Below are 20,166 nucleotides of genomic sequence, written 5' to 3'. Positions count from 1 at the left end.
GGCCGTGTCCGGTACGGGTTCGGGCGGCGATCGGCGCGTGCGGCGCCGGGACCGGTCAGGGCTGTCCGGCCGCCGCGGGCCGACCGGGGCGCGCCAGCGAGCGGTCCGCGAGGGTCATGATCAGGAACAGCACCGCCGCGATCAGCATGAACAGCGAAAGATGGTGCAGCGCATCGGTACCCGCGGGCCGGGTCAGCAGCGCGCCGCCGGCCGCCGCCGAGCCGATGGCCCCGAGATACATGAAGGTGCGCAGCAGCCCCGCCGACGAGGCCATCCGTTCCGGCTCGGCCTGGTGGTAGACGGCGTTCTGGATCGCGAGATTGTTGAGCCCCTGCGGAATTCCCATGATGCACACCGCCGCGACCAGCACCCAGATGGTGGTCGACGCGTGCACGGCCAGCAGCAGGCTCGCGGCCGCGATCTGCGCGATCGCACCGACCACCAGTTTGCCGCGAATTCCGTTGCGGCGCCCGGTGAGTGCCGCGACGCCGATCCCGGCCAGCGACATCGGCAACAGCACCAGACCGGCGGTGGCCGCCGACAGCCCGCGGCCGTCCTCGAGCCACTGGGTGAACCCGTACAGGAAGCAATAGGCGATCAGCGCGGACAACGTGGCGCGCACATAGGTGGCGACCAGCGGCAGATTCCCGCCGAGCAGGCGGACGTCCACGAACGGCTCGGCCGTGCGCCGTTCCCGCACCACCAGCGCGGCCGCGGCGACCACCGCGAGCACCGGCAGATACCAGTGCGCCACAGCGGGTTTCATCAGGAACAGCAGCAGCGCGACGAGCATGACGGCGAACAGGCCGATACCCGGGACGTCCAGTCCGGCGAGGCTGCCCCGCCGGGCGATCGGAGTCCGGGGCAGTCGCCGGATACCCAGGACCAGACAGGCCAGGGCCAGCGGAATGTTCACGGCGAAGGTGGCGCGCCAGCCACCCAGATGGATCAGCAGTCCGCCCGCGGTGGGGCCGAGTACGACGACGGTCTGACTGGCGATCGACAGCGCGGTCAGCACACGCGCCGGGCTGTCGTGGCCGGTTCGCCGGGACTCGCTGCGGATCAGGTACATCGAGGCGGGATAGCCCGCGCACGTGCCGAAACCGAGGACGACCCGGGCCAGCACGAGCACCCACAACGCCGGCGCCAGCAGGCCCAGCACCCCGGCGATCCCGGTCAGCGCGGCGCCCGCGAGATACAACCGGCGCGGTCCGTACAGGTCGATCAGCCGTCCGACCACCGGCTGACCGATCGCGGTGGCCAGGTACAGCGCCGACACCAGCCACGCGGTCTGCGCCGGCGGCGCGCCGAACGCGACCCCGATCGGCACCAGCGATACGGCGAGGATCGACGAGTTCACCGGATTGAGCACCGACGACACGATCATCGGGACGATCAGCCGCCGGTCGAACCCGTCGGCCTGCGCCGGTCGCCGGAATCTGCGGCCGAATCGCTCCAGCGTGGCCGTCATTGCGCGGTCAGCCTCTCCAGCAGTGCCAGCGCGTCCAGTACGGTGGCCCGTTCGGCCTCGGTGAAATGTTCCTGCAGGGCGGCGGACAGCCATTCCTGTCCCGCCTGCCCGCGGTCGTCCAGCAGATCGCGGCCGGCCCTTGTCAGCGACACCACCTGGCGGCGGCGGTCGGCGGGATCGGTGCGACGTTCGACGAATCCACGCTCGTCGAGCACGCCGAGAGTGGCGGCGACCGCCTGCGGACGCACCCGTTCGGCGGCGGCGAGGTCACTGGCGGTGCTGTCGCCGCGCTTGTGCAACCGGCTCAGCACCGACATCTGCGAGGGGGTGAGCTCGCGGCTGTCGGAGGCCTCCAGGAAGCGCCGCCGCAGCCGGCTGATCAGCACCCGCAGCTCACGGGCCGCCCGGACGGCCGACTCGGAGACGGTCTGCGTGGAATCCATGACCCCACGATAGATAGACAACCTGAATTGTTCAATCCAGGTTGTTCAATCCGGATTGGGTAATTGCCGGCCGCACGCACCCGCCGCGGCCACGGGGAGGGTGCGTCAGGCGGCGGGCGGGATGTGCGCGCGCACGAAATCGACGACGGCGTCGGTGAATTGGTCGTTCACGTCGCTGGCGGCGGTGTGCGCGGCCCCGGCGATCTCGACATACTCCAGGTGCGGAACCAGGGCCCGGAACGCGGCGACGCTCTCCTCGCCGACCACATCGGACAGCCGGCCGCGGACCAGCAGCACCGGAACGGTGAGTTCGCGGGCCGCCGCCTCGAGTTCGTCGGCGTTGAGGTCGAGATCCTCGGGATTCTCGGGCCGCTGCATCATCGCCGGATCCCAGTGCCAGTACCAGCGGCCGTCGCGCTCGCGCAGATTGCGGCGCAGACCCTCGGGACTGCGCGGCCGGGGGCGGTGCGGCAGATACTCCGCGACCGCGTCGGCGGCCTCCTCGAGGGTGGCGAAACCCGCCGGATTGCCGGTCAGGAAGTTCAGCACCCGGTCGATACCCTTGCGCTCGGGGCGCGGCACCACGTCGACCAGCACCAGTCCGGCGATCCGTTCGCCACCGGGCAGGGTGGTGGCCAGGAGGCTGGTCAGCCCGCCCATGCTGGCGCCGACGAGGATCGCCGGGCGGCCCAGTTCGGCCAGGATGCCGAGCAGGTCGGCGGCCTGGGCCTCGCGGCTGTAGTTCCCGTCCGGGGCCCAGTCGCTGTCGCCGTGGCCGCGGGCGTCCAGCAGTATCGCGCGCAACCCGACCTTGGCCAGGGCGGCGCCGGTGTCCTTCCAGGAATGCCGGGTCTGGCCCCCGCCGTGCAGGAACACCGCCAGCGGGCCGTCCTCGGGCCCCCAGCTCTCTCCGGCGAGTCGGATCCCGTCGGCGCCCCGGAAGGTCAGGGGGGTCGGATCCGTGAACCCATTCGCATCGCTCACGATATCGAGCATGGCACAGGTAGGGGTGGAATTTACAGTGTATGACAACATCGCGGTGGCGTAGCCGGGGATTCGCCGGCGGGTCGCGAAAAGCGGGGACCGGCGGGAGCGCCGAATCGCCGCGCTGCTAGGCTCTCCAGCCGAACAGACATCCTTTAACGGACCGTCCCGTGAGGCGGGGAAGGAGGTCGGCATGGCCGTGCCCGAATACTCGCAGCGGCACGACCCGGAGTGGATCCGGGCCGGGCGCGAGTTGCTGTCGGCGCAGGACGTGAGCCGCACCGTGGCCCGGATGGCCCACCAGATCATCGAGAAGACCGCCCTCGACGCGGCCGATTCCGGGGCGCCGCGCGTGGTGCTCATCGGAATCCCCACGCGCGGAACCTCGTTGGCCGCCCGGCTGACCGACCGGATCGAGGAGTTCTCCGGGGTGCGCCCGGCGCTCGGCTCGCTGGACATCACCCTCTATCGCGACGATCTGCGCAACCGGCCGCACCGCCCGCTCGAGCGGACCCAGGTGCCGGAGGGTGGCATCGAGAACGCCCTGGTGGTGCTGGTCGACGATGTGCTCTTCTCCGGCCGCAGCGTCCGTTCGGCGCTCGACGGCCTGCGCGACCTCGGCCGTCCCCGCGCGGTGCAGCTGGCCGTGCTGATCGACCGCGGCCACCGCGAACTGCCGATCCGTGCCGATTACGTCGGCAAGAACGTGCCGACCTCCCGCAGTGAGGACATCTCCGTACTGCTCACCGAACACGACGGCCGCGACGGCGTCTACCTGCATCAGGGGGACGAACAGTGAGGCATCTGCTGTCGGTGACCGACCTCGATCGCGATGCCGCGACCCGGTTGCTCGACGACGCCGAGCGATTCGAGCAGGCGCTGCTCGGCCGCGAGGTGCGCAAGCTGCCGACGCTGCGCGGTCGCACCGTGATGACGGTCTTCTTCGAGAACTCCACCCGCACCCGGGTGTCCTTCGAGGTCGCCGGAAAGTGGATGAGTGCGGACGTGATCAACGTCAGCGCCTCCAGTTCCTCGGTGTCCAAGGGGGAATCGCTGCGCGACACCGCGCTGACCCTGCACGCGGCCGGCGCCGACGCGCTGGTGGTGCGGCACCCGGCCTCCGGCGCCGCACATCAGATCGCCCGGTGGTTCGCCGAGATGCCCAGCGGCTCCGGCGGTTTCGCGGGCAACGGCCCGGCGGTGGTGAACGCCGGCGACGGTATGCACGAACATCCGACCCAGGCGCTGCTGGACGCGCTGACGCTGCGGCAGCGGCTGGGATCGCTCGAGGGCAAGCGGATCGTGATCGTCGGCGACATCCTGCACAGCCGGGTGGCGCGCTCGAATGCCTTCCTGCTGAACATCCTCGGCGCCGATGTGGTGCTGGTCGCGCCGCGCACCCTGCTGCCGGTCGGCGTGACCCACTGGCCGGTGCGGATCTCGGATTCGCTGGACGCCGAACTGCCCGGTGCGGACGCGGTGATGATGCTGCGCGTGCAGGCCGAGCGGATGAACGGCGGTTTCTTCCCGTCGGCCCGCGAGTACTCGATCCGCTACGGGCTGAACGAACGTCGTCTCGCGCTGCTGTCCGAGGACGCGGTGGTGCTGCACCCCGGCCCCATGCTGCGCGGTATGGAGATCGCCTCGGCGGTCGCCGATTCACCGAAAGCCGCTGTGCTGCAACAGGTCAACAACGGCGTACACATGCGCATGGCGGTGCTGTTCCGTCTGCTCGCCGGTGCGGAGGAGGTCGTCGCATGAGCGGGTCGAGGCCGGAGGCGGCAGCGGAGCGTAACCACGGAGGCCTCCCGATCGTGCGGGAGAAGCGCAGCATGACCATCTTGATCAGGAATGTCCGGCCCTACGGCGAGGGCGAACCCGTCGACGTCCTGCTCGGTGAGGGCGAGATCCGTGCGCTCGGACCGGATCTCGTGACCGACGGCGAGGTGGAGACGATCGACGGCGCCGGCCAGGTGCTGCTGCCCGGCTTCGTGGATCTGCACACCCATCTGCGCGAGCCCGGCCGCGAGGATACCGAGACCATCGAATCCGGTTCCGCCGCAGCGGCTCTCGGCGGCTACACCGCGGTGTTCGCGATGGCCAACACCAGCCCGGTGGCCGACAACCCGGTGGTCACCGACCACGTCCGGCGCCGCGGCCGCGAGATCGGCCTGGTCGACGTGTACCCGGTCGGCGCGGTCACCGTGGGCCTGGCCGGCAAGCAGCTGGCCGAGATGGGCACCATGGCCGCCGGCGAGGCCGAGGTCCGGATGTTCTCCGACGACGGCCAGTGCGTGCACGATCCGCTGATCATGCGCCGCGCCCTGGAATACGCGAACTCGCTGGGCGTCCTGATCGCCCAGCACGCCGAGGAGCCCCGGCTGACCGCGGGCGCCGTGGCACACGAGGGCCCGAACGCGTCGCGGCTCGGCCTGGCCGGTTGGCCGCGCGCGGCCGAGGAGTCGATCGTCGCCCGCGACGCGCTGCTGGCCCGCGACGCCGGCGCCCGCGTGCACATCTGCCACGCCTCCACCGCGGGCACCGTCGAGATCCTGAAATGGGCGAAGGCGCAAGGGATTTCGATCACCGCCGAGGTCACCCCGCATCATCTGCTGCTGGACGACTCGCGGCTCGCGACCTACGACGCGGTGAACAAGGTGAATCCGCCGCTGCGCGAGGCCACCGACGTGGCCGCGCTGCGGCAGGCGCTGGCCGACGGGGTCGTCGACTGCGTCGCCACCGACCACGCACCGCACGCCGAGCAGGACAAGTGCTGCGAATTCGCGGCGGCCCGGCCCGGCATGCTGGGCCTGGAGACCGCGCTGTCGGTGGTGGTGGACACCATGGTCCGCCCGGGTCTGCTGGACTGGCGCGGGGTGGCCCGCGTGATGAGCGAGAATCCGGCCCGGATCGTGGGCCTGGACGATCAGGGCCGGCCGCTCGCCGTGGGCGAACCGGCCAACCTGGTGCTGGTCGACCCCGAGGCCGAGTGGACGGTGCGGTCCGCCGACCTGGCCAGCATCTCGAACAACACGCCCTACGAGGCGATGACCCTGCCGGGGCGGGTGACAGCCACCTTCCTGCGCGGCCGGCTCACCGCCCGGAACGGGTCGATCCGCGCCGGTGCCGGCGCCGGGACGGGAGGAGAGTCGTAATGGAACGGACCCTGCTGGTTCTCCTGCTGCTGGCGCTGTTCGCGCTGATCCTGTGGGGAATGTACCGGTCGTGGCGCAAGCGCGGCGCGCGCCAGGCGGACGCCGTCGGCGAACTGCCGCAGGTGCCCGCCGAACTCGGCGCGCAGGTGCTGGAGCCGACCACCGGCCTCTACACCGGGACGACGCTCGCACCGAGTTGGCAGAACCGGATCGTGGTGGGAGACCTCGGTTTCCGCGCGACCGCGGAGCTGACCCGCTTCGAGCGCGGCGTACTGCTGGAGCGCGACGGCGCCGCGCCGATCTGGATTCCGCGCGAGTCCATCACGGCGGTGCGGACCGAGCGCGGCCACGCGGGCAAGGTCATGACGGAAGATGGTGTGCTGGTCATTCGCTGGAAGCTGCCGACGGGGACCGAGGTGGATACCGGGTTCCGCGGCGACGACAAGACGGTGTACCCGGCCTGGACGGGCGCCCACACCAGCACGACGAACGGAGACAACCAATGAGCGCGATCGCGCTGATGGTGCTGGAGGACGGCCGGGTGTTCCGCGGGTCGGCCTACGGCGCCACGGGTGAGACGCTGGGCGAGGCGGTGTTCTGCACCGCGATGACCGGATATCAGGAGACGCTGACCGATCCGAGTTACCACCGGCAGATCGTGGTGGCCACCGCCCCGCAGATCGGCAATACCGGCTGGAACGACGAGGACGACGAGTCGAAGCGGATCTGGGTGGCCGGATACGCGGTGCGCGACCCCGCGCGCCGCGCCTCCAACTGGCGCGCCACCACCACGCTGCCCGCCGAACTGGAGCGGCAGCAGGTGGTCGGCATCGCCGGCATCGACACCCGCGCCCTGGTGCGGCATCTGCGCACCCGCGGTTCGATGAAGGCGGGCATCTTCAGCGGCGCGGCGGCCGCGGCGCCGGTCGAGGAGTTGGTCGCCCGCGTGGCCGGCCAGTCCGCGATGCTCGGCGCCGATCTCGCCGCCGAGGTGAGCACCTCCGGCGGTTACACGATCGAGCCGGTCGGGGAACACCGGTTCACCGTCGTCGCGGTCGATCTCGGTATCAAGACCAATACGCCGCGGATGTTCGCCCAGCGCGGCATCCGGGTGCACGTGGTGCCGTCGGGCGTCACTCTCGACGGGGTGCGGGAGCTGAACCCGGACGGCGTGTTCCTGTCCAACGGCCCCGGCGATCCGGCCACCCAGGACGATGCCGTCGCGCTCACGAAAGCCGTTCTCGGCGAAGGTATTCCGCTGTTCGGCATCTGCTTCGGCAATCAGATCCTGGGCCGTGCGCTCGGATTGTCCACGTACAAGATGAAATTCGGGCACCGCGGGATCAACGTGCCGGTCGTAGACCACGCCACCGGCCAGGTCTCGATCACCGCGCAGAACCACGGATTCGCGCTGGAAGGTGAAGCGGGACAACGCTTCGACACCCCGTTCGGCGCCGCCGAGGTCAGCCACACCTGCGCCAACGACGGCACCGTCGAGGGCGTGCGACTGGTGGACGGCCGGGCCTTCTCCGTCCAGTACCACCCGGAGGCCGCCGCCGGCCCGCACGACGCGGCCTACCTGTTCGACCGTTTCGCCGATCTCATGGAGGACCGATGAGTGACACTGCGCAGCCCACTTGTCGGGCCGACCGGGTGCGGGTGTCCCGCATGACACAGGAAGGTGTCTGATGCCTCGTCGCCAAGACCTCCGGCACATCCTGGTGATCGGTTCCGGCCCGATCGTCATCGGCCAGGCCTGCGAATTCGACTACTCCGGCACCCAGGCGTGCCGCGTGCTGCGGTCCGAGGGCCTGCGGGTGACGCTGGTCAACTCGAATCCGGCCACGATCATGACCGATCCGGAATTCGCCGACGCCACCTATGTCGAGCCGATCACCGCGGAATACGTCGAGAAGATCATCGAGAAGGAACGCCCCGACGCCATCCTGGCGACCCTGGGCGGCCAGACCGCGCTGAACACCGCGGTCGCGCTGCACGAGCGCGGCACGCTGGCGAAGTTCGGCGTCGAGATGATCGGCGCCGACTTCGACGCCATCCAGCGCGGTGAGGACCGGCAGAAGTTCAAGGACATCGTCGCCAAGGTCGGCGGCGAGAGCGCGCGCTCGCGGGTCTGCCACACCATGGACGAGGTCCGCGACACGGTCGCCGAACTCGGCTTCCCCGTGGTCGTGCGGCCGTCGTTCACCATGGGCGGCCTGGGCTCGGGCATGGCCTACGACGATGTCGACCTGGACCGCATCGCCGGCGGCGGCCTCACGGCCTCGCCGACAGCGAACGTGCTCATCGAGGAATCCATCCTGGGCTGGAAGGAATTCGAGCTCGAGCTCATGCGCGACCGCCGCGACAACGTGGTGATCGTGTGCTCGATCGAGAACGTCGACCCGATGGGCGTGCACACCGGCGACTCGATGACCGTCGCCCCCGCGATGACCCTCACCGACCGCGAGTACCAGAAGATGCGCGATCTCGGCATCGCGATCCTGCGCGAGGTCGGCGTCGACACCGGCGGCTGCAACATCCAGTTCGCCGTCGACCCGAGCAACGGCCGCCTGATCGTCATCGAGATGAATCCGCGGGTGTCGCGCTCGTCCGCATTGGCTTCCAAGGCAACGGGTTTCCCGATCGCGAAGATCGCCGCGAAGCTGGCCATCGGCTACACGCTGGACGAGATCGTCAACGACATCACCAAGGAGACCCCGGCCTGTTTCGAGCCGACCCTCGACTACGTCGTGGTGAAGGCGCCGCGGTTCGCGTTCGAGAAGTTCCCCGGCGCCGACCCGACGCTGACCACCACGATGAAGTCGGTCGGCGAGGCGATGAGCCTGGGCCGCAACTTCACCGAGGCGCTCGGCAAGGTGCTGCGGTCGCTCGAGACCAAGGCCGCCGGCTTCTGGACCCGCCCCGACGGCCGCTGGACCGACGTACAGGACATCCTCCTCGACCTGACAACCCCCACCGAGGGCCGCATCTACCAGGTGGAACGCGCGCTGCGACTGGGCGCGACGGTCGAGCAGGTGGCGGAGGCGTCCGGTATCGACCCGTGGTTCGTCGCCGAGGTCGAGAGCCTGGTGGACCTGCGCCGCGAGGTGCTCGACGCGCCGGTCCTGGACGAGCCGCTGCTGCGCCGCGCCAAGCACCACGGCCTGTCCGATCGCCAGATCGCCGCGCTGCGACCGGAATTGGCCGGCGAGAACGGCGTGCGCGCGCTGCGGCACCGGCTCGGGATCCGCCCGGTGTACAAGACCGTCGACACCTGCGCCGCCGAATTCGAGGCCCGCACCCCGTACCACTACTCGGCGTACGAGCTGGATCCGGCCGCGGAGTCCGAGGTGACGCCGCAGCCCGAGCGCGCGAAGGTGATCATCCTGGGCTCCGGCCCGAACCGCATCGGCCAGGGCATCGAATTCGACTACTCCTGTGTGCACGCCGCGCAGACGCTGTCGGACGCGGGTTACGAGACGGTGATGGTCAACTGCAACCCGGAGACCGTCTCCACCGACTACGACACCGCCGATCGCCTGTACTTCGAGCCGCTGACCTTCGAGGACGTGCTCGAGGTGTTCCACGCCGAGCAGGAGTCCGGCACGGTCGAGGGCGTGATCGTGCAGCTCGGCGGCCAGACCCCGCTGGCCCTGGCGCAGCGGCTGACCGACGCCGGCGTGCCGGTGGTCGGTACCTCGGCCGCCGCGATCGACCTGGCCGAGGACCGCGGCGAATTCGGCCAGGTGCTGACCGCGGCCGGGCTGCCCGCGCCGAAGTACGGCACCGCCACCACCTTCGCGCAGGCGAAGAAGATCGCCACCGAGATCGGGTATCCGGTGCTGGTCCGGCCCTCGTACGTGCTCGGCGGCCGCGGTATGGAGATCGTCTACGACGAATCCTCGCTGGAGGGGTACATCTCCCGGGCCACCGACGTGTCGCCGGAACATCCGGTGCTGGTCGACCGGTTCCTGGAGGACGCCATCGAGATCGACGTCGACGCGCTGTGCGACGGCGAGGAGGTCTACCTCGCCGGGGTCATGGAACATATCGAGGAGGCCGGTATCCACTCCGGCGACTCGGCCTGCGCGCTGCCGCCGATCACGTTGGGGCGCAGCGATATCGAGTCCGTCCGCCGCTCCACCACCGCCCTCGCCAAGGGGATCGGCGTGCGCGGCCTGCTGAACGTGCAGTACGCGCTGAAGGACGATGTGCTGTACGTGCTGGAGGCCAATCCGCGTGCCAGCCGCACGGTTCCGTTCGTGTCCAAGGCGACCGCGGTGCCGCTGGCGAAGGCCGCGGCCCGGATCATGTTGGGCGCCACCGTCGCCCAACTGCGCAAGGAGGGGATGCTCCCCGCCGAGGGAGACGGTGGTCACGCTCCGATGGACGCGCCGGTCGCGGTCAAGGAGGCGGTCCTGCCGTTCCACCGCTTCCGCCGCCCCGACGGTTCGGGCATCGACTCGCTGCTGTCGCCGGAGATGAAGTCCACCGGCGAGGTCATGGGTATCGACGCCGACTTCGGCACCGCCTTCGCCAAGAGCCAGACCGCGGCCTACGGGTCGCTGCCGACGCAGGGCACGGTGTTCGTCTCGATCGCCAACCGGGACAAGCGCGCGATGGTGTTCCCGGTGAAGCGCCTGCACGATCTGGGGTTCCGGATCCTGGCCACCGAGGGCACCGCCGAAATGCTCCGCCGCAACGGCATCCCGTGCCAGACTGTGCGGAAGCACTCCGATCCGGAAGTGACGGGCGAGCGCGACAACACGGCCTCGGATATTCACCGCGCCGACACGACATCGGACATTCTTGGTCCCTCGATCGTAGATCAGATCAAGGATGGTGAGATCGACATCGTGTTCAATACCCCCTACGGGAACTCCGGACCTCGGGTCGACGGCTACGAGATCCGGACCGCCGCGGTGGGTGCGAACATTCCGTGCATAACCACGGTGCAGGGTGCGGCTGCGGCCGTACAGGGTATCGAGGCCACAATAAACGGCGGCATAGGTGTGCGCTCCCTCCAGGAGTTGCATGCCGTGCTGCGCGCGGACGTGACCGAAGAGTCCCGAGGTGCAAGCCCGGCGTAACCACGCAGGGGCTTCGGACACGTTCGAACGGAAGACCGGCGTCGCCGACGTCGAGCGACACGACGTCGCAGACGTCCTACGCAACACGACGTCGCAGACGTCCTACGCAACACTGACGGGAGAGAATTACGGTGGGAGCCATCGGGTTTGGTGCAGGGGCTCGGCCCGTGGGGGCCGGACGGGTGAAGCCGCGTCGGCGGGCGATCGACACCGCGGGGGTGCCGATGCCCGGTGAGGTGACACCGCGCGGTGGCGGTGACATCCGCGGTCTGCGGAAGGCGGGTGGGTTCGGCACCTACGGCGCCGTCGGCTTCCGGGCCACGCCGCCGATCGACCGGTCGCCCGCGCCCATCGAACCGGAACCCGAGGCCGTCACGGCCACCGACGAGCTCGAACTGGCGGTGGCCGGTTCCACGGCGGACCAGCAGTGAAGCCGTTCGGTGTCCGGCTGCGCCACGCCATGGCCGAATTCGGCCCACTGTGCGTCGGCATCGACCCGCACCCGGCGCTGTTGCGCGCGTGGGGGTTCGGCGAGGACACCGACGGGTTGCGGCGGTTCGCCGATATCTGCGTGGCCGCCTTCGGCGGCCAGGTGGCGCTGGTGAAACCGCAGGTGGCGTTCTTCGAGACCTACGGGTCCGCGGGGTTCGCCGTCCTGGAGTCCACGATCGCCGCACTGCGCTCGCTGGACACGCTGGTGCTCGCCGACGCCAAGCGCGGTGACATCGGTTCCACCATGGCCGCGTACGCCGACGCCTGGCTCGGCGACGGGCCACTGGCCGGCGACGCGGTCACCGCGTCGCCGTATCTCGGATTCGGCTCGCTGGCGCCGGCACTCGATCTCGCCGCGGCCAATCACCGTGGCGTGTTCGTCCTGGCGGCCACCTCGAATCCCGAGGCGGCCGCCGTGCAGGACACCGCGACCGCCGACGGCCGCACCCTCGCGCAGACCATGGTCGACGCCGCGGCCGCGCGCAACGCCGGTCCCGAATTCGGCTCGGTCGGCGTGGTCGTGGGTGCGACCCTCGCGGCCGCGCCGGATCTGAGCCGGCTCAACGGGCCGATCCTGATGCCCGGAGTGGGCGCGCAGGGCGGGGGACCGGAGTCGATCCGGTCGCTGGTCCCGCCGCAGGTGCTGCCGGCCGTGGTGCCGAGCGTCTCCCGCGAGGTGCTCGGGGCGGGTCCGGCGGTGAGCGCACTGCGGCAGCGGGTGCGCGAACTCGCCTCCGGATTCGCATTCCTCCAGCCGTAGGGCCGCCCGATCGGGGCATTTCCCCTCCCGTCCGGGGTCGATGCGCGCACGCGCGCGAGTGTGCTCTCGGGCACGCTCGGCGTAACCTGATTGAATTCCGACTGGTCCGTTTTCGAAATCGGGCCGCTGAGCCACCGGCATCCCGGGTCGGCACGACGAATCACACCGATGTGTTTTTCCGCGTCAGTGGGTCTTTCCGCCGGTATTGCGAGCCCCCTCCGCGGCCGGGTCGCGCGGCCCTCCGGAAAGCCCCTTGCGGGGGTCGCGACACGCGACACGCAGACGCGAAAAAGAGCGACACGCCGAGGAATTCAAGAAAGTTCCAGGTCGCGCGATAACAGGTCGATCACGACCGGATCCGGACCGCCGCCGCTCCCGTCCCGGGCCCGCTCGCCCTACGGAAAAGCCCAGGTCACGGGGTTGCGAAGGGTTCCGGCGACGGGATCCGCGGACTGACCCCGGGCGCGTCGCCGCCACCCTCGCACCGGCTCCTGACACGCCCGGAATCCGTCGCTGACCTGGGGGGTGGGTTCGCAATCGGCAGGCGGCGTGGGTACGGTCGCTGAGACCGCCGGGTTACCGGTGGTAGATCATGCAATGAACGATGAGACGGAGGAACCCCGTGGCCCTTCCCCAGCTGACCGACGAGCAGCGCGCCGCTGCTTTGGAGAAGGCGGCTGCCGCTCGCCGCGCTCGGGCAGAGCTCAAGGAGCGCTTGAAGCGTGGCGGCACCGACCTGAAGACGGTCCTGAAGGACGCCGAGACCGACGAGGTTCTCGGGAAGATGAAGGTGTCGGCGTTGTTGGAGGCCCTGCCGAAGGTGGGCAAGGTCAAGGCGGCGGAGATCATGAGCGAGCTCGAGATCGCGCCGACCCGGCGCCTGCGTGGCCTCGGTGACCGGCAGCGTAAGGCGCTGCTGGCCAAATTCGACTTCACGGCCTGAGCCGAGAGTGGTCGGACACACGCAGAAGGGTCGACTGGTTGTACTGGTCGGCCCCTCGGCCGTCGGGAAGTCGACAGTTGTTCGCTGTGTGCGCGAACGGCTGCCGGAACTGGTGTTCAGTGTGTCGGCCACTACCCGGGCCCCGCGGCCCGGTGAGGTCGACGGCCGCGATTACCGGTTCGTGACCAGGGCCGAGTTCGACACGATGATCGAACAGGGGGATCTGCTCGAGTGGGCCGACATCCACGGCGGCCTGCAACGGTCGGGTACCCCGGCCGACCCGGTCCGGACCGCGATCGCGGCCGGCAAACATGTCTTGATCGAGGTGGACCTGGCGGGGGCCCGTTCGATCCGTATCACCATGCCGGAGGCACTGCTGGTGTTTCTGGCCCCGCCCAGCTGGGACGTTCTGGTCGAGCGGCTGACCGGCCGCGGCACCGAATCCCCCGAGGTGATCGAACGCCGGTTGCAGACGGCGAGAACCGAGCTCGCGGCCTGTGACGAGTTCGACACAGTGATCGTGAACGACGACCTGACCAGTGCCTGTGAGCAGTTGGTATCGTTGTTCGTTAGCACAAATTCGAGCCACCACCGGAACTAACCCCAGGAGTCTCCCGAGTGAGCGACACCAAGGCCGTGCCCGCGTACGACACCCCGGTCGGCCTGACCAACCCGCCGATCGATGAACTGCTCGAGCGCACGTCGTCGAAGTACGCACTGGTCATCTACGCGGCCAAGCGCGCGCGTCAGATCAACGACTACTACAACCAGCTCGGCGACGGCATCCTCGAGTACGTCGGGCCGCTGGTCGAGCCGGGCCTCCAGGAGAAGCCGCTGTCGGTGGCCATGCGTGAGATCCACGCCGACCTGCTCGAGCACTCCGAAGGCGAGTGACTCCGCGCGCGGCGGCGTGGTGACGCCGCCGCCACCTGCGATCGAAAAGGCTTGATCAGATGCGGATCGTAGTCGGTGTTGGCGGCGGGATCGCCGCATACAAGTCCTGCTCGCTGGTCCGGAAATTCACCGAGACCGGGCACGATGTCCGGGTGATTCCGACCGAGTCGGCACTGCAGTTCGTCGGCCGGGCCACCTTCGAGGCGCTGTCGGGCAATCCGGTGCACACGGATGTGTTCACCGATGTCCCCGAGGTTCCGCACGTGCGTCTGGGCCAGGAAGCCGATCTCGTGGTCATCGCCCCCGCGACGGCCGACCTGATGGCGCGGGCGGCCATGGGCCGCGCGGACGACCTGCTCACCGCGACCCTGCTCACCGCTCGATGTCCCGTGGTGTTCGCCCCCGCGATGCACACCGAGATGTGGGAGCATCCGGCGACCGTCGCCAACGTGCGGACCCTGCGTGCGCGCGGCGCCACCGTGATCGAACCCGCCTCGGGCCGCCTGACCGGCGCCGATACCGGTGCGGGCCGGCTGCCCGAACCCGAGGAGATCTTCGGCCTGGCGTCGCTGCTGCTCGAACGCGCGGACGCCGTTCCGCGCGATCTGGAGGGCCGGCGCGTCGTGGTGTCCGCCGGCGGTACCCGGGAACCGATGGATCCCGTGCGCTTCCTGGGCAATCGCAGCTCCGGTAAACAGGGGTTCGCGGTCGCCCGGCTCGCCGCCCAGCGCGGTGCGCAGGTGACGCTGATCGCGGGCAACACCGTCGGCCTGGAGCCGCCGGCCGCCGTCGAGCTGGTGCACGTCACCACCGCCGAGCAGCTCGGCGTCGCGGTCGACAAGCACGCCGTCGGCGCGGACGCGGTGATCATGGCCGCGGCGGTGGCCGATTTCCGGCCGGTGCACGTGGCCGCGGCGAAGATCAAGAAGGGCGCGAACGAGCCGCAGTCGATCGAGCTGACCAAGAACCGCGACATCCTCGCGGGTCTGGTCCAGGCCCGCAACGACGGCCGGCTGCCGGGTACCGCCATCGTCGGCTTCGCCGCCGAGACCGGCGACGAACACGGCGACGTCCTCACCCACGCTCGGGCCAAACTGAAGCGCAAGGGCTGTGATCTGCTGGTGGTCAACGCGGTCGGCGAGGGCCGGGCCTTCGAGGTCGACCACAACGACGGCTGGCTGCTCGGCGCCGACGGCACCGAACAGGCCCTCGACCACGGTTCGAAGGCCTTGCTGGCCAGCCGGGTGCTGGATGCGCTGGGACCGCTGCTGCGCTGAGCGGCGGCCGCTCCCGGAAATACCCATCGACACGCCGGAGGCTCCGGCAGCGGTTCGACGTGCGCGTGCCGTCCACCCCATGGATGATGGTGTGGAATAGTGGTGCGTACAGCGTACCCACTGTCGGTGGTTTGGAATATTCTGATCTGAAGGGTTGTGCGGTGGCGGTGTGCCGCTACCGTTGCGACCCGAGCGAAGTATCCGTTGAGGAGAGGGAATAACTGTGCCCAAGTCCGGTAGCCGGCTTTTCACGAGTGAGTCCGTGACCGAAGGTCATCCGGACAAGATCTGTGATGCCATCAGCGATTCCATCCTCGACGCACTGCTCCGCGAGGATCACCGCAGCCGCGTCGCAGTGGAGACCATGGTCACCACCGGTCAGGTGCACGTCGCCGGTGAGGTGACCACCGAGGCCTACGCCGACATCCCGACCATCGTCCGCGAGAAGGTCCTCGAGATCGGTTACGACTCGTCGGCCAAGGGTTTCGACGGCGCGTCCTGCGGCGTCAACATCGCGATCGGCGCGCAGTCGCCCGATATCGCGCAGGGTGTCGACAAGTCCCACGAGTCCCGCGTCGGCGGCTCCGACGACGAGATCGAGCAGCAGGGCGCGGGTGACCAGGGCCTGATGTTCGGCTACGCCACCAAGGAGACCCCGGAGCTCATGCCGCTGCCGATCGCGCTCGCGCATCGGCTGGCCCGCCGGCTGACCGAGGTCCGCAAGTCCGGCGTGCTGCCGTACCTGCGGCCCGACGGCAAGACCCAGGTCACCATCGAATACGACGGCGCGATCCCGGTCCGGCTGGACACGGTCGTCGTGTCCACCCAGCACGCCGCCGACATCGACCTGGACAACCTGCTCGCCCCCGACATCCGCGAGAAGGTCCTGGAATCGGTGCTGGCCGAGCTGGCCCTGCCGAGTCCGCTGGACACCGCCAACGTCCGGCTGCTGGTCAACCCCACCGGCAAGTTCGTCCTCGGCGGCCCGATGGGCGACGCCGGCCTCACCGGCCGCAAGATCATCGTCGACACCTACGGCGGCATGGCCCGTCACGGTGGCGGCGCGTTCTCGGGCAAGGATCCGTCGAAGGTGGACCGCTCGGCCGCGTACGCCATGCGCTGGGTCGCCAAGAACGTGGTCGCCGCCGACCTGGCCGACCGCACCGAGGTGCAGGTCGCGTACGCCATCGGCAAGGCCGCCCCGGTCGGCCTGTTCGTGGAGACCTTCGGCACCGAGAAGGTCGCCCCCGAGCAGATCTCCGCCGCGATCAGCGAGGTCTTCGACCTGCGCCCCGGCGCGATCATCCGCGACCTGGACCTGCTGCGTCCGATCTACGCACCGACCGCCGCGTACGGCCACTTCGGCCGCACCGACATCGACCTGCCGTGGGAGCGTACCGACCGCGCCGAGAAGCTGCGCGCCGCCGCCGGACTCTGATGTGACGGAGGCAGTGCCCGGTGGTGGCAGTCGCGGATCGGTCGCGGCCGCGCACTCCACCACCGGGCCTGCCACCAGCCCGTCGCACCCGATCGCCCGGGTCCTGCCACTGCTCGAACCGGCCCATCTGGACCGCGATTTCGACTATCTCGTTCCCCTCGATATGGACGCGCTCGCCCAGCCCGGCGTGCGCGTCCGTATCCGTTTCTCGGGTCGCCTGGTCGACGGCTACATCCTCGAACGACTCGACCGCACCGATCACACGGGCCGCCTGATGCCGCTGGACCGGGTGGTCTCCGGCGAGCGTGTCCTCACTCCCGAGATTCTTCGCCTGGTCACCGCCGTCGCGGCCCGCTACGCCGGCACCCGCGCCGACGTCCTCCGCTTGGCCATCCCGCCCCGGCATGCCAGAACCGAGGCCGAGGATCCGAACAAACCACCGAAAAAGCGTGGGAAACAAGCGCTTTCGCCGACGGATACGGTTGCGGCGGGCGACGCCGCCGCCGGGATGTCCGGTGATGCTCCGGCCCCGGAGTCGGTTGGTCCGGCGCCGGATGCCGATCCGGCGGGAGGTACGGGCCGTGGCGCCGAGCCCGACCCGGCCCCGGGGGATCCGGCAACGACCGGTGTCGTCGCGCCTGCGGAATCAGCGGCGCCGCAAGATGTTTCGGCCGGTGCAAGTCATGTGATGCGCGTCGCACCCGATTCGGGGGTGGCGTCCGGCAGCAGTCGGCCCCAGAATCCTGCCGATGCCGATGCCGATGCCGATGCCGATGCCGATGCCGATGCCGATGCCGATGCCGATGCCGATGCCGATGCCGATGCCGATGCCGATGCCGATGCCGATGCCGATGCCGATGCCGATGCCGATGCCGCGAACCCGGTTGCTGCTGCGAATTCGGTTGCCGCTGCCGCGAACTCAGCCGCCGCCGCGAACCCGGTTGCCGCTGCGTGCCTGGTTGCCGCTGCAAACCCGGCTGCCGCTGCCGCGAACTCGGCTGCTGCCGCGAACCCAGCCGCCGACGCGAACTCGGCCGCCACCACGAGCCAGGCCGCCACCGTGAACCAGGGCGATTCGATCGTTCGCGATCGGACCTCAGGCCTTGTGGACCGCGATATTTCGGACGAGCGCGAGAGAGCCGCTCGCCGTGACGAGGCCGACGCTTCGACGGACCGAGTCGGGGCGGATGCAATCGAAGTAGAAGGCGAGTCGGTCGAATCGCCCGGGACGGTTCGTGAGACGTCTCAGCAGCGGGAGCCTGGTGACGGCAATCGGCCGATGCACGAAGTTGCGGCCGAGCAACTCGATGCAGTGGCGACGAACGTTGCCGCCGTTGATCTTTCGCAATTCAGCGGATGGGAACGATATCGGCACGGGATGTCGTTCGTCGGAGCGCTGGCGCAGGGGAAGGGTCCGCGTGCGGCGTGGCAGGCGCTGCCCGGCGAGGATTGGGCGGGGCGGCTCGCGGAGCTGGCGGCGGTGACGGTCTCGGCGGGGCGCACCGCGATCATGATGGTTCCGGATCAGCGGGATCTGGATCGGGTGCTGGCGGCGTGCACGAATCTCGTGGGAGACCAGGCGGTCGGCCTGGCGGCCGGGCTCGGGCCCGCGGCGCGATATCGCCGGTGGCTGGCGATCCTGCGTGGGACCGCGCGGATCGTCGTCGGCACCCGCAGCGCGGTGTTCGCTCCCGCGCGCGACCTGGGCCTGATCATGATCTGGGACGACGGCGACGACACCTACGCCGAACCGCGCGCACCCTATTCGCATGCGCGCGAGGTGGCGATGCTGCGGGTGCACGAGTCCGGCGCGGCCTTCGTCGCGGGCGGATTCGCGCGCACGGCGGAGATCCACGCCGTGGTCCGGACCGGCTGGGCCCACGACCTGGTCGCCGACCGATCGGTGGTGCGGGAGAACGCGCCGCGGATCAGCGCTCCCGGCGACACCGATGTGGCATTGGAACGGGACCCGGTGGCTCGGGCGGCCCGGATTCCCGGCGTCGCGTTCACCGCCGCCCGCCGCGCGTTGTCCGCGGGAATGCCTGTGCTCGTGCAGGTTCCGCGCCGCGGCTACGTTCCGGCGCTGGCGTGCTCGAAATGCCGGACACCGGCCCGCTGCCGGCACTGCAACGGCCCGCTGGCGCTGCCGGACGGCAACGACACGTCCGGCGGACGAGGTGATCGGCGCACCGCCGGGCCCCGTGCGCAGCGACGTGGTGCCGCAGCGGCGGCCGCACTACACGAATCCGCGCGCCACGACTCCCCGCCGCCGGACGAGCCGGACATCCGCGCGGCGCATCCGGGTTCGGCGCGCGACCTCGGAATCACCTTGTCCCGCAAAGAGTCCGGTGCGGTCGCGCACAGCCCCAGCTGCCGATGGTGCGGCCTCGTGGAGGCCGCGTTCCGCTGCACGACCTGCGGGTCGCGGGTCCTGCGCGGGGTGGTGATCGGCGCCGCCCGCACCGCCGAGGAACTGGGCCGGGCCTTCCCGGGAATACCGATCCGCGGCTCCGGCGGCACCGAGGTCTTGGACACCGTTCCCGAGGGCCCGCAGGTGGTGGTATCGACCATCGGCGCCGAACCCTCGGCCCCCGGCGGGTACGGCGTCGCCCTGCTGCTGGACGGCTGGGCCCTGCTGGGCCGGGCCGACCTGCGCGCCGCCGAGGACACGCTGCGCCGTTGGATGTCCGCCGCCACCCTGGTCCGCCCGACCGGCCAGGTGATCGTCATGGCCGACCCGGCACTGCCGACCGTGCAGGCGCTGGTGCGCTGGGATCCGGCGGGCCACGCCGATCTGGAACTGAACGCCCGCACCGAGGTTCGCTTCCCCCCGGCCGTCCGCTTGGCCGTCGTCGACGGCACCACCGATTCCGTGGCCGAATTGCTCAGCGAGACAAAGCTTCCCGATGGAGTGGAGCTACTCGGCCCGGTCCCGCTGCCCCCCGGCGCCCGAAAACCGTTCTCCTCCGGCGATTCTCCCGCCGAGGTCGAACGCATGATCCTCCGCGTCGATCGCTCGGCCGGCGCGGCCCTGTCCAGAGCCCTCACTGCCGCCCAAGCGGTCCGCAGCACCCACCGCGACGACGCCCCCCTCCGCGTCCAGATCGACCCGGTCGACATCGGCTGACGGCGTGTCGCTACGCCGTAAAAGCTTGCCGCACACAGCTTTCACGGCGAGCTTTCGGAAAAATTCTGGCACCGCCGTGACGATGTCGGTAC

Annotated in this window: 17 protein-coding genes; 14 read left to right on the top strand and 3 right to left on the bottom strand. The window is 70.0% G+C overall.

Features of this window, described 5'->3' with window-relative positions; translation table 11 throughout:
- Positions 1–55 precede the first annotated feature (55 nt).
- From G361_RS0110480 to G361_RS0110470, 3 genes are all read right to left on the bottom strand, one after another.
- Positions 56–1,471 (bottom strand): MFS transporter, encoded by a 1,416-nt coding sequence (locus tag G361_RS0110480; RefSeq protein ID WP_019927034.1) that lies wholly within the window; start codon positions 1,469–1,471, stop codon positions 56–58.
- Complete coding sequence (locus G361_RS0110475; RefSeq protein ID WP_019927033.1) at positions 1,468–1,914, bottom strand: MarR family winged helix-turn-helix transcriptional regulator; 447 nt, start codon at positions 1,912–1,914, stop codon at positions 1,468–1,470. Before G361_RS0110475 ends, G361_RS0110480 begins: the two co-directional genes overlap by 4 nt.
- A gap of 105 nt (positions 1,915–2,019) precedes the next feature.
- Positions 2,020–2,910, bottom strand: coding sequence for an alpha/beta fold hydrolase (locus G361_RS0110470; RefSeq protein WP_019927032.1), 891 nt, complete (start codon positions 2,908–2,910; stop codon positions 2,020–2,022).
- Positions 2,911–3,091: 181 nt separating this feature from the next.
- Here G361_RS0110470 and pyrR point away from each other — a divergent pair, with 181 nt between their 5' ends.
- The 14 genes from pyrR to G361_RS50850 all read left to right on the top strand — a co-directional run bounded on the left by pyrR (position 3,092) and on the right by G361_RS50850 (position 20,074).
- Positions 3,092–3,697, top strand: coding sequence for a bifunctional pyr operon transcriptional regulator/uracil phosphoribosyltransferase PyrR (gene pyrR / locus G361_RS0110465; RefSeq protein ID WP_019927031.1), 606 nt, complete (start codon positions 3,092–3,094; stop codon positions 3,695–3,697).
- Entirely contained in the window at positions 3,694–4,659 is a 966-nt protein-coding gene (locus G361_RS0110460) for an aspartate carbamoyltransferase catalytic subunit (RefSeq protein ID WP_019927030.1), read from the top strand. Before pyrR ends, G361_RS0110460 begins: the two co-directional genes overlap by 4 nt.
- Before the next feature lie 71 nt (positions 4,660–4,730).
- Complete coding sequence (locus G361_RS0110455) at positions 4,731–6,053, top strand: dihydroorotase (protein ID WP_019927029.1); 1,323 nt, start codon at positions 4,731–4,733, stop codon at positions 6,051–6,053.
- Positions 6,053–6,559, top strand: a complete 507-nt coding sequence (locus G361_RS0110450; RefSeq protein WP_019927028.1) for a hypothetical protein — start codon at positions 6,053–6,055, stop codon at positions 6,557–6,559. Before G361_RS0110455 ends, G361_RS0110450 begins: the two co-directional genes overlap by 1 nt.
- Positions 6,556–7,671 (top strand): glutamine-hydrolyzing carbamoyl-phosphate synthase small subunit, encoded by a 1,116-nt coding sequence (gene carA, locus G361_RS0110445; RefSeq protein ID WP_019927027.1) that lies wholly within the window; start codon positions 6,556–6,558, stop codon positions 7,669–7,671. The genes G361_RS0110450 and carA overlap by 4 nt, the downstream gene beginning before the upstream one ends.
- Positions 7,672–7,741: 70 nt before the next feature.
- Complete coding sequence (gene carB, locus G361_RS43115) at positions 7,742–11,143, top strand: carbamoyl-phosphate synthase large subunit (RefSeq protein WP_036494098.1); 3,402 nt, start codon at positions 7,742–7,744, stop codon at positions 11,141–11,143.
- 182 nt (positions 11,144–11,325) lie between these two features.
- Positions 11,326–11,574, top strand: coding sequence for a hypothetical protein (locus G361_RS0110435; protein WP_155981397.1), 249 nt, complete (start codon positions 11,326–11,328; stop codon positions 11,572–11,574).
- Positions 11,571–12,395 carry an orotidine-5'-phosphate decarboxylase gene (gene pyrF, locus G361_RS0110430; protein ID WP_019927024.1) on the top strand — a complete coding sequence of 275 codons (825 nt, stop codon included), beginning with the start codon at positions 11,571–11,573 and terminating at the stop codon, positions 12,393–12,395. The genes G361_RS0110435 and pyrF overlap by 4 nt, the downstream gene beginning before the upstream one ends.
- A 622-nt stretch (positions 12,396–13,017) precedes the next feature.
- Positions 13,018–13,338: an integration host factor, actinobacterial type gene (mihF, locus tag G361_RS0110425; RefSeq protein ID WP_019927023.1), complete on the top strand. Its 321-nt coding sequence runs from the start codon at positions 13,018–13,020 to the stop codon at positions 13,336–13,338.
- 7 nt (positions 13,339–13,345) lie between these two features.
- On the top strand, positions 13,346–13,939 hold the full coding sequence (gene gmk, locus G361_RS0110420; RefSeq protein ID WP_026342891.1) for a guanylate kinase: 594 nt from the start codon (positions 13,346–13,348) through the stop codon (positions 13,937–13,939).
- A gap of 17 nt (positions 13,940–13,956) precedes the next feature.
- On the top strand, positions 13,957–14,232 hold the full coding sequence (gene rpoZ, locus G361_RS0110415; protein WP_019927021.1) for a DNA-directed RNA polymerase subunit omega: 276 nt from the start codon (positions 13,957–13,959) through the stop codon (positions 14,230–14,232).
- 59 nt (positions 14,233–14,291) lie between these two features.
- Positions 14,292–15,509, top strand: coding sequence for a bifunctional phosphopantothenoylcysteine decarboxylase/phosphopantothenate--cysteine ligase CoaBC (gene coaBC, locus G361_RS0110410; protein ID WP_019927020.1), 1,218 nt, complete (start codon positions 14,292–14,294; stop codon positions 15,507–15,509).
- Positions 15,510–15,732: 223 nt separating this feature from the next.
- The gene (gene metK, locus G361_RS0110405; RefSeq protein WP_026342889.1) at positions 15,733–16,947 is read left to right on the top strand and encodes a methionine adenosyltransferase; all 1,215 of its coding nucleotides are present in this window, start codon (positions 15,733–15,735) and stop codon (positions 16,945–16,947) included.
- Positions 16,948–17,038: 91 nt separating this feature from the next.
- Positions 17,039–20,074: a primosomal protein N' gene (locus tag G361_RS50850; protein WP_231387013.1), complete on the top strand. Its 3,036-nt coding sequence runs from the start codon at positions 17,039–17,041 to the stop codon at positions 20,072–20,074.
- Positions 20,075–20,166 lie beyond the last annotated feature (92 nt).

The sequence above is a fragment of the Nocardia sp. BMG111209 genome (assembly GCF_000381925.1).
In the GTDB taxonomy this organism is placed as follows: domain Bacteria; phylum Actinomycetota; class Actinomycetes; order Mycobacteriales; family Mycobacteriaceae; genus Nocardia.
The sequence above is the reverse complement of the archived record's forward strand: the minus strand, read 5'-3'. Positions and strand labels throughout refer to the sequence as shown.

Coding starts and splice junctions, on each gene's coding strand:
- G361_RS0110480 (WP_019927034.1), bottom strand. CDS start 1,471: ATGACGGCCACGCTGGAGCGATTCGGCCGCAGATTCCGGCGACCGGCG.
- G361_RS0110475 (WP_019927033.1), bottom strand. CDS start 1,914: ATGGATTCCACGCAGACCGTCTCCGAGTCGGCCGTCCGGGCGGCCCGT.
- G361_RS0110470 (WP_019927032.1), bottom strand. CDS start 2,910: ATGCTCGATATCGTGAGCGATGCGAATGGGTTCACGGATCCGACCCCC.
- pyrR (WP_019927031.1), top strand. CDS start 3,092: ATGGCCGTGCCCGAATACTCGCAGCGGCACGACCCGGAGTGGATCCGG.
- G361_RS0110455 (WP_019927029.1), top strand. CDS start 4,731: ATGACCATCTTGATCAGGAATGTCCGGCCCTACGGCGAGGGCGAACCC.
- G361_RS0110450 (WP_019927028.1), top strand. CDS start 6,053: ATGGAACGGACCCTGCTGGTTCTCCTGCTGCTGGCGCTGTTCGCGCTG.
- carA (WP_019927027.1), top strand. CDS start 6,556: ATGAGCGCGATCGCGCTGATGGTGCTGGAGGACGGCCGGGTGTTCCGC.
- carB (WP_036494098.1), top strand. CDS start 7,742: ATGCCTCGTCGCCAAGACCTCCGGCACATCCTGGTGATCGGTTCCGGC.
- coaBC (WP_019927020.1), top strand. CDS start 14,292: ATGCGGATCGTAGTCGGTGTTGGCGGCGGGATCGCCGCATACAAGTCC.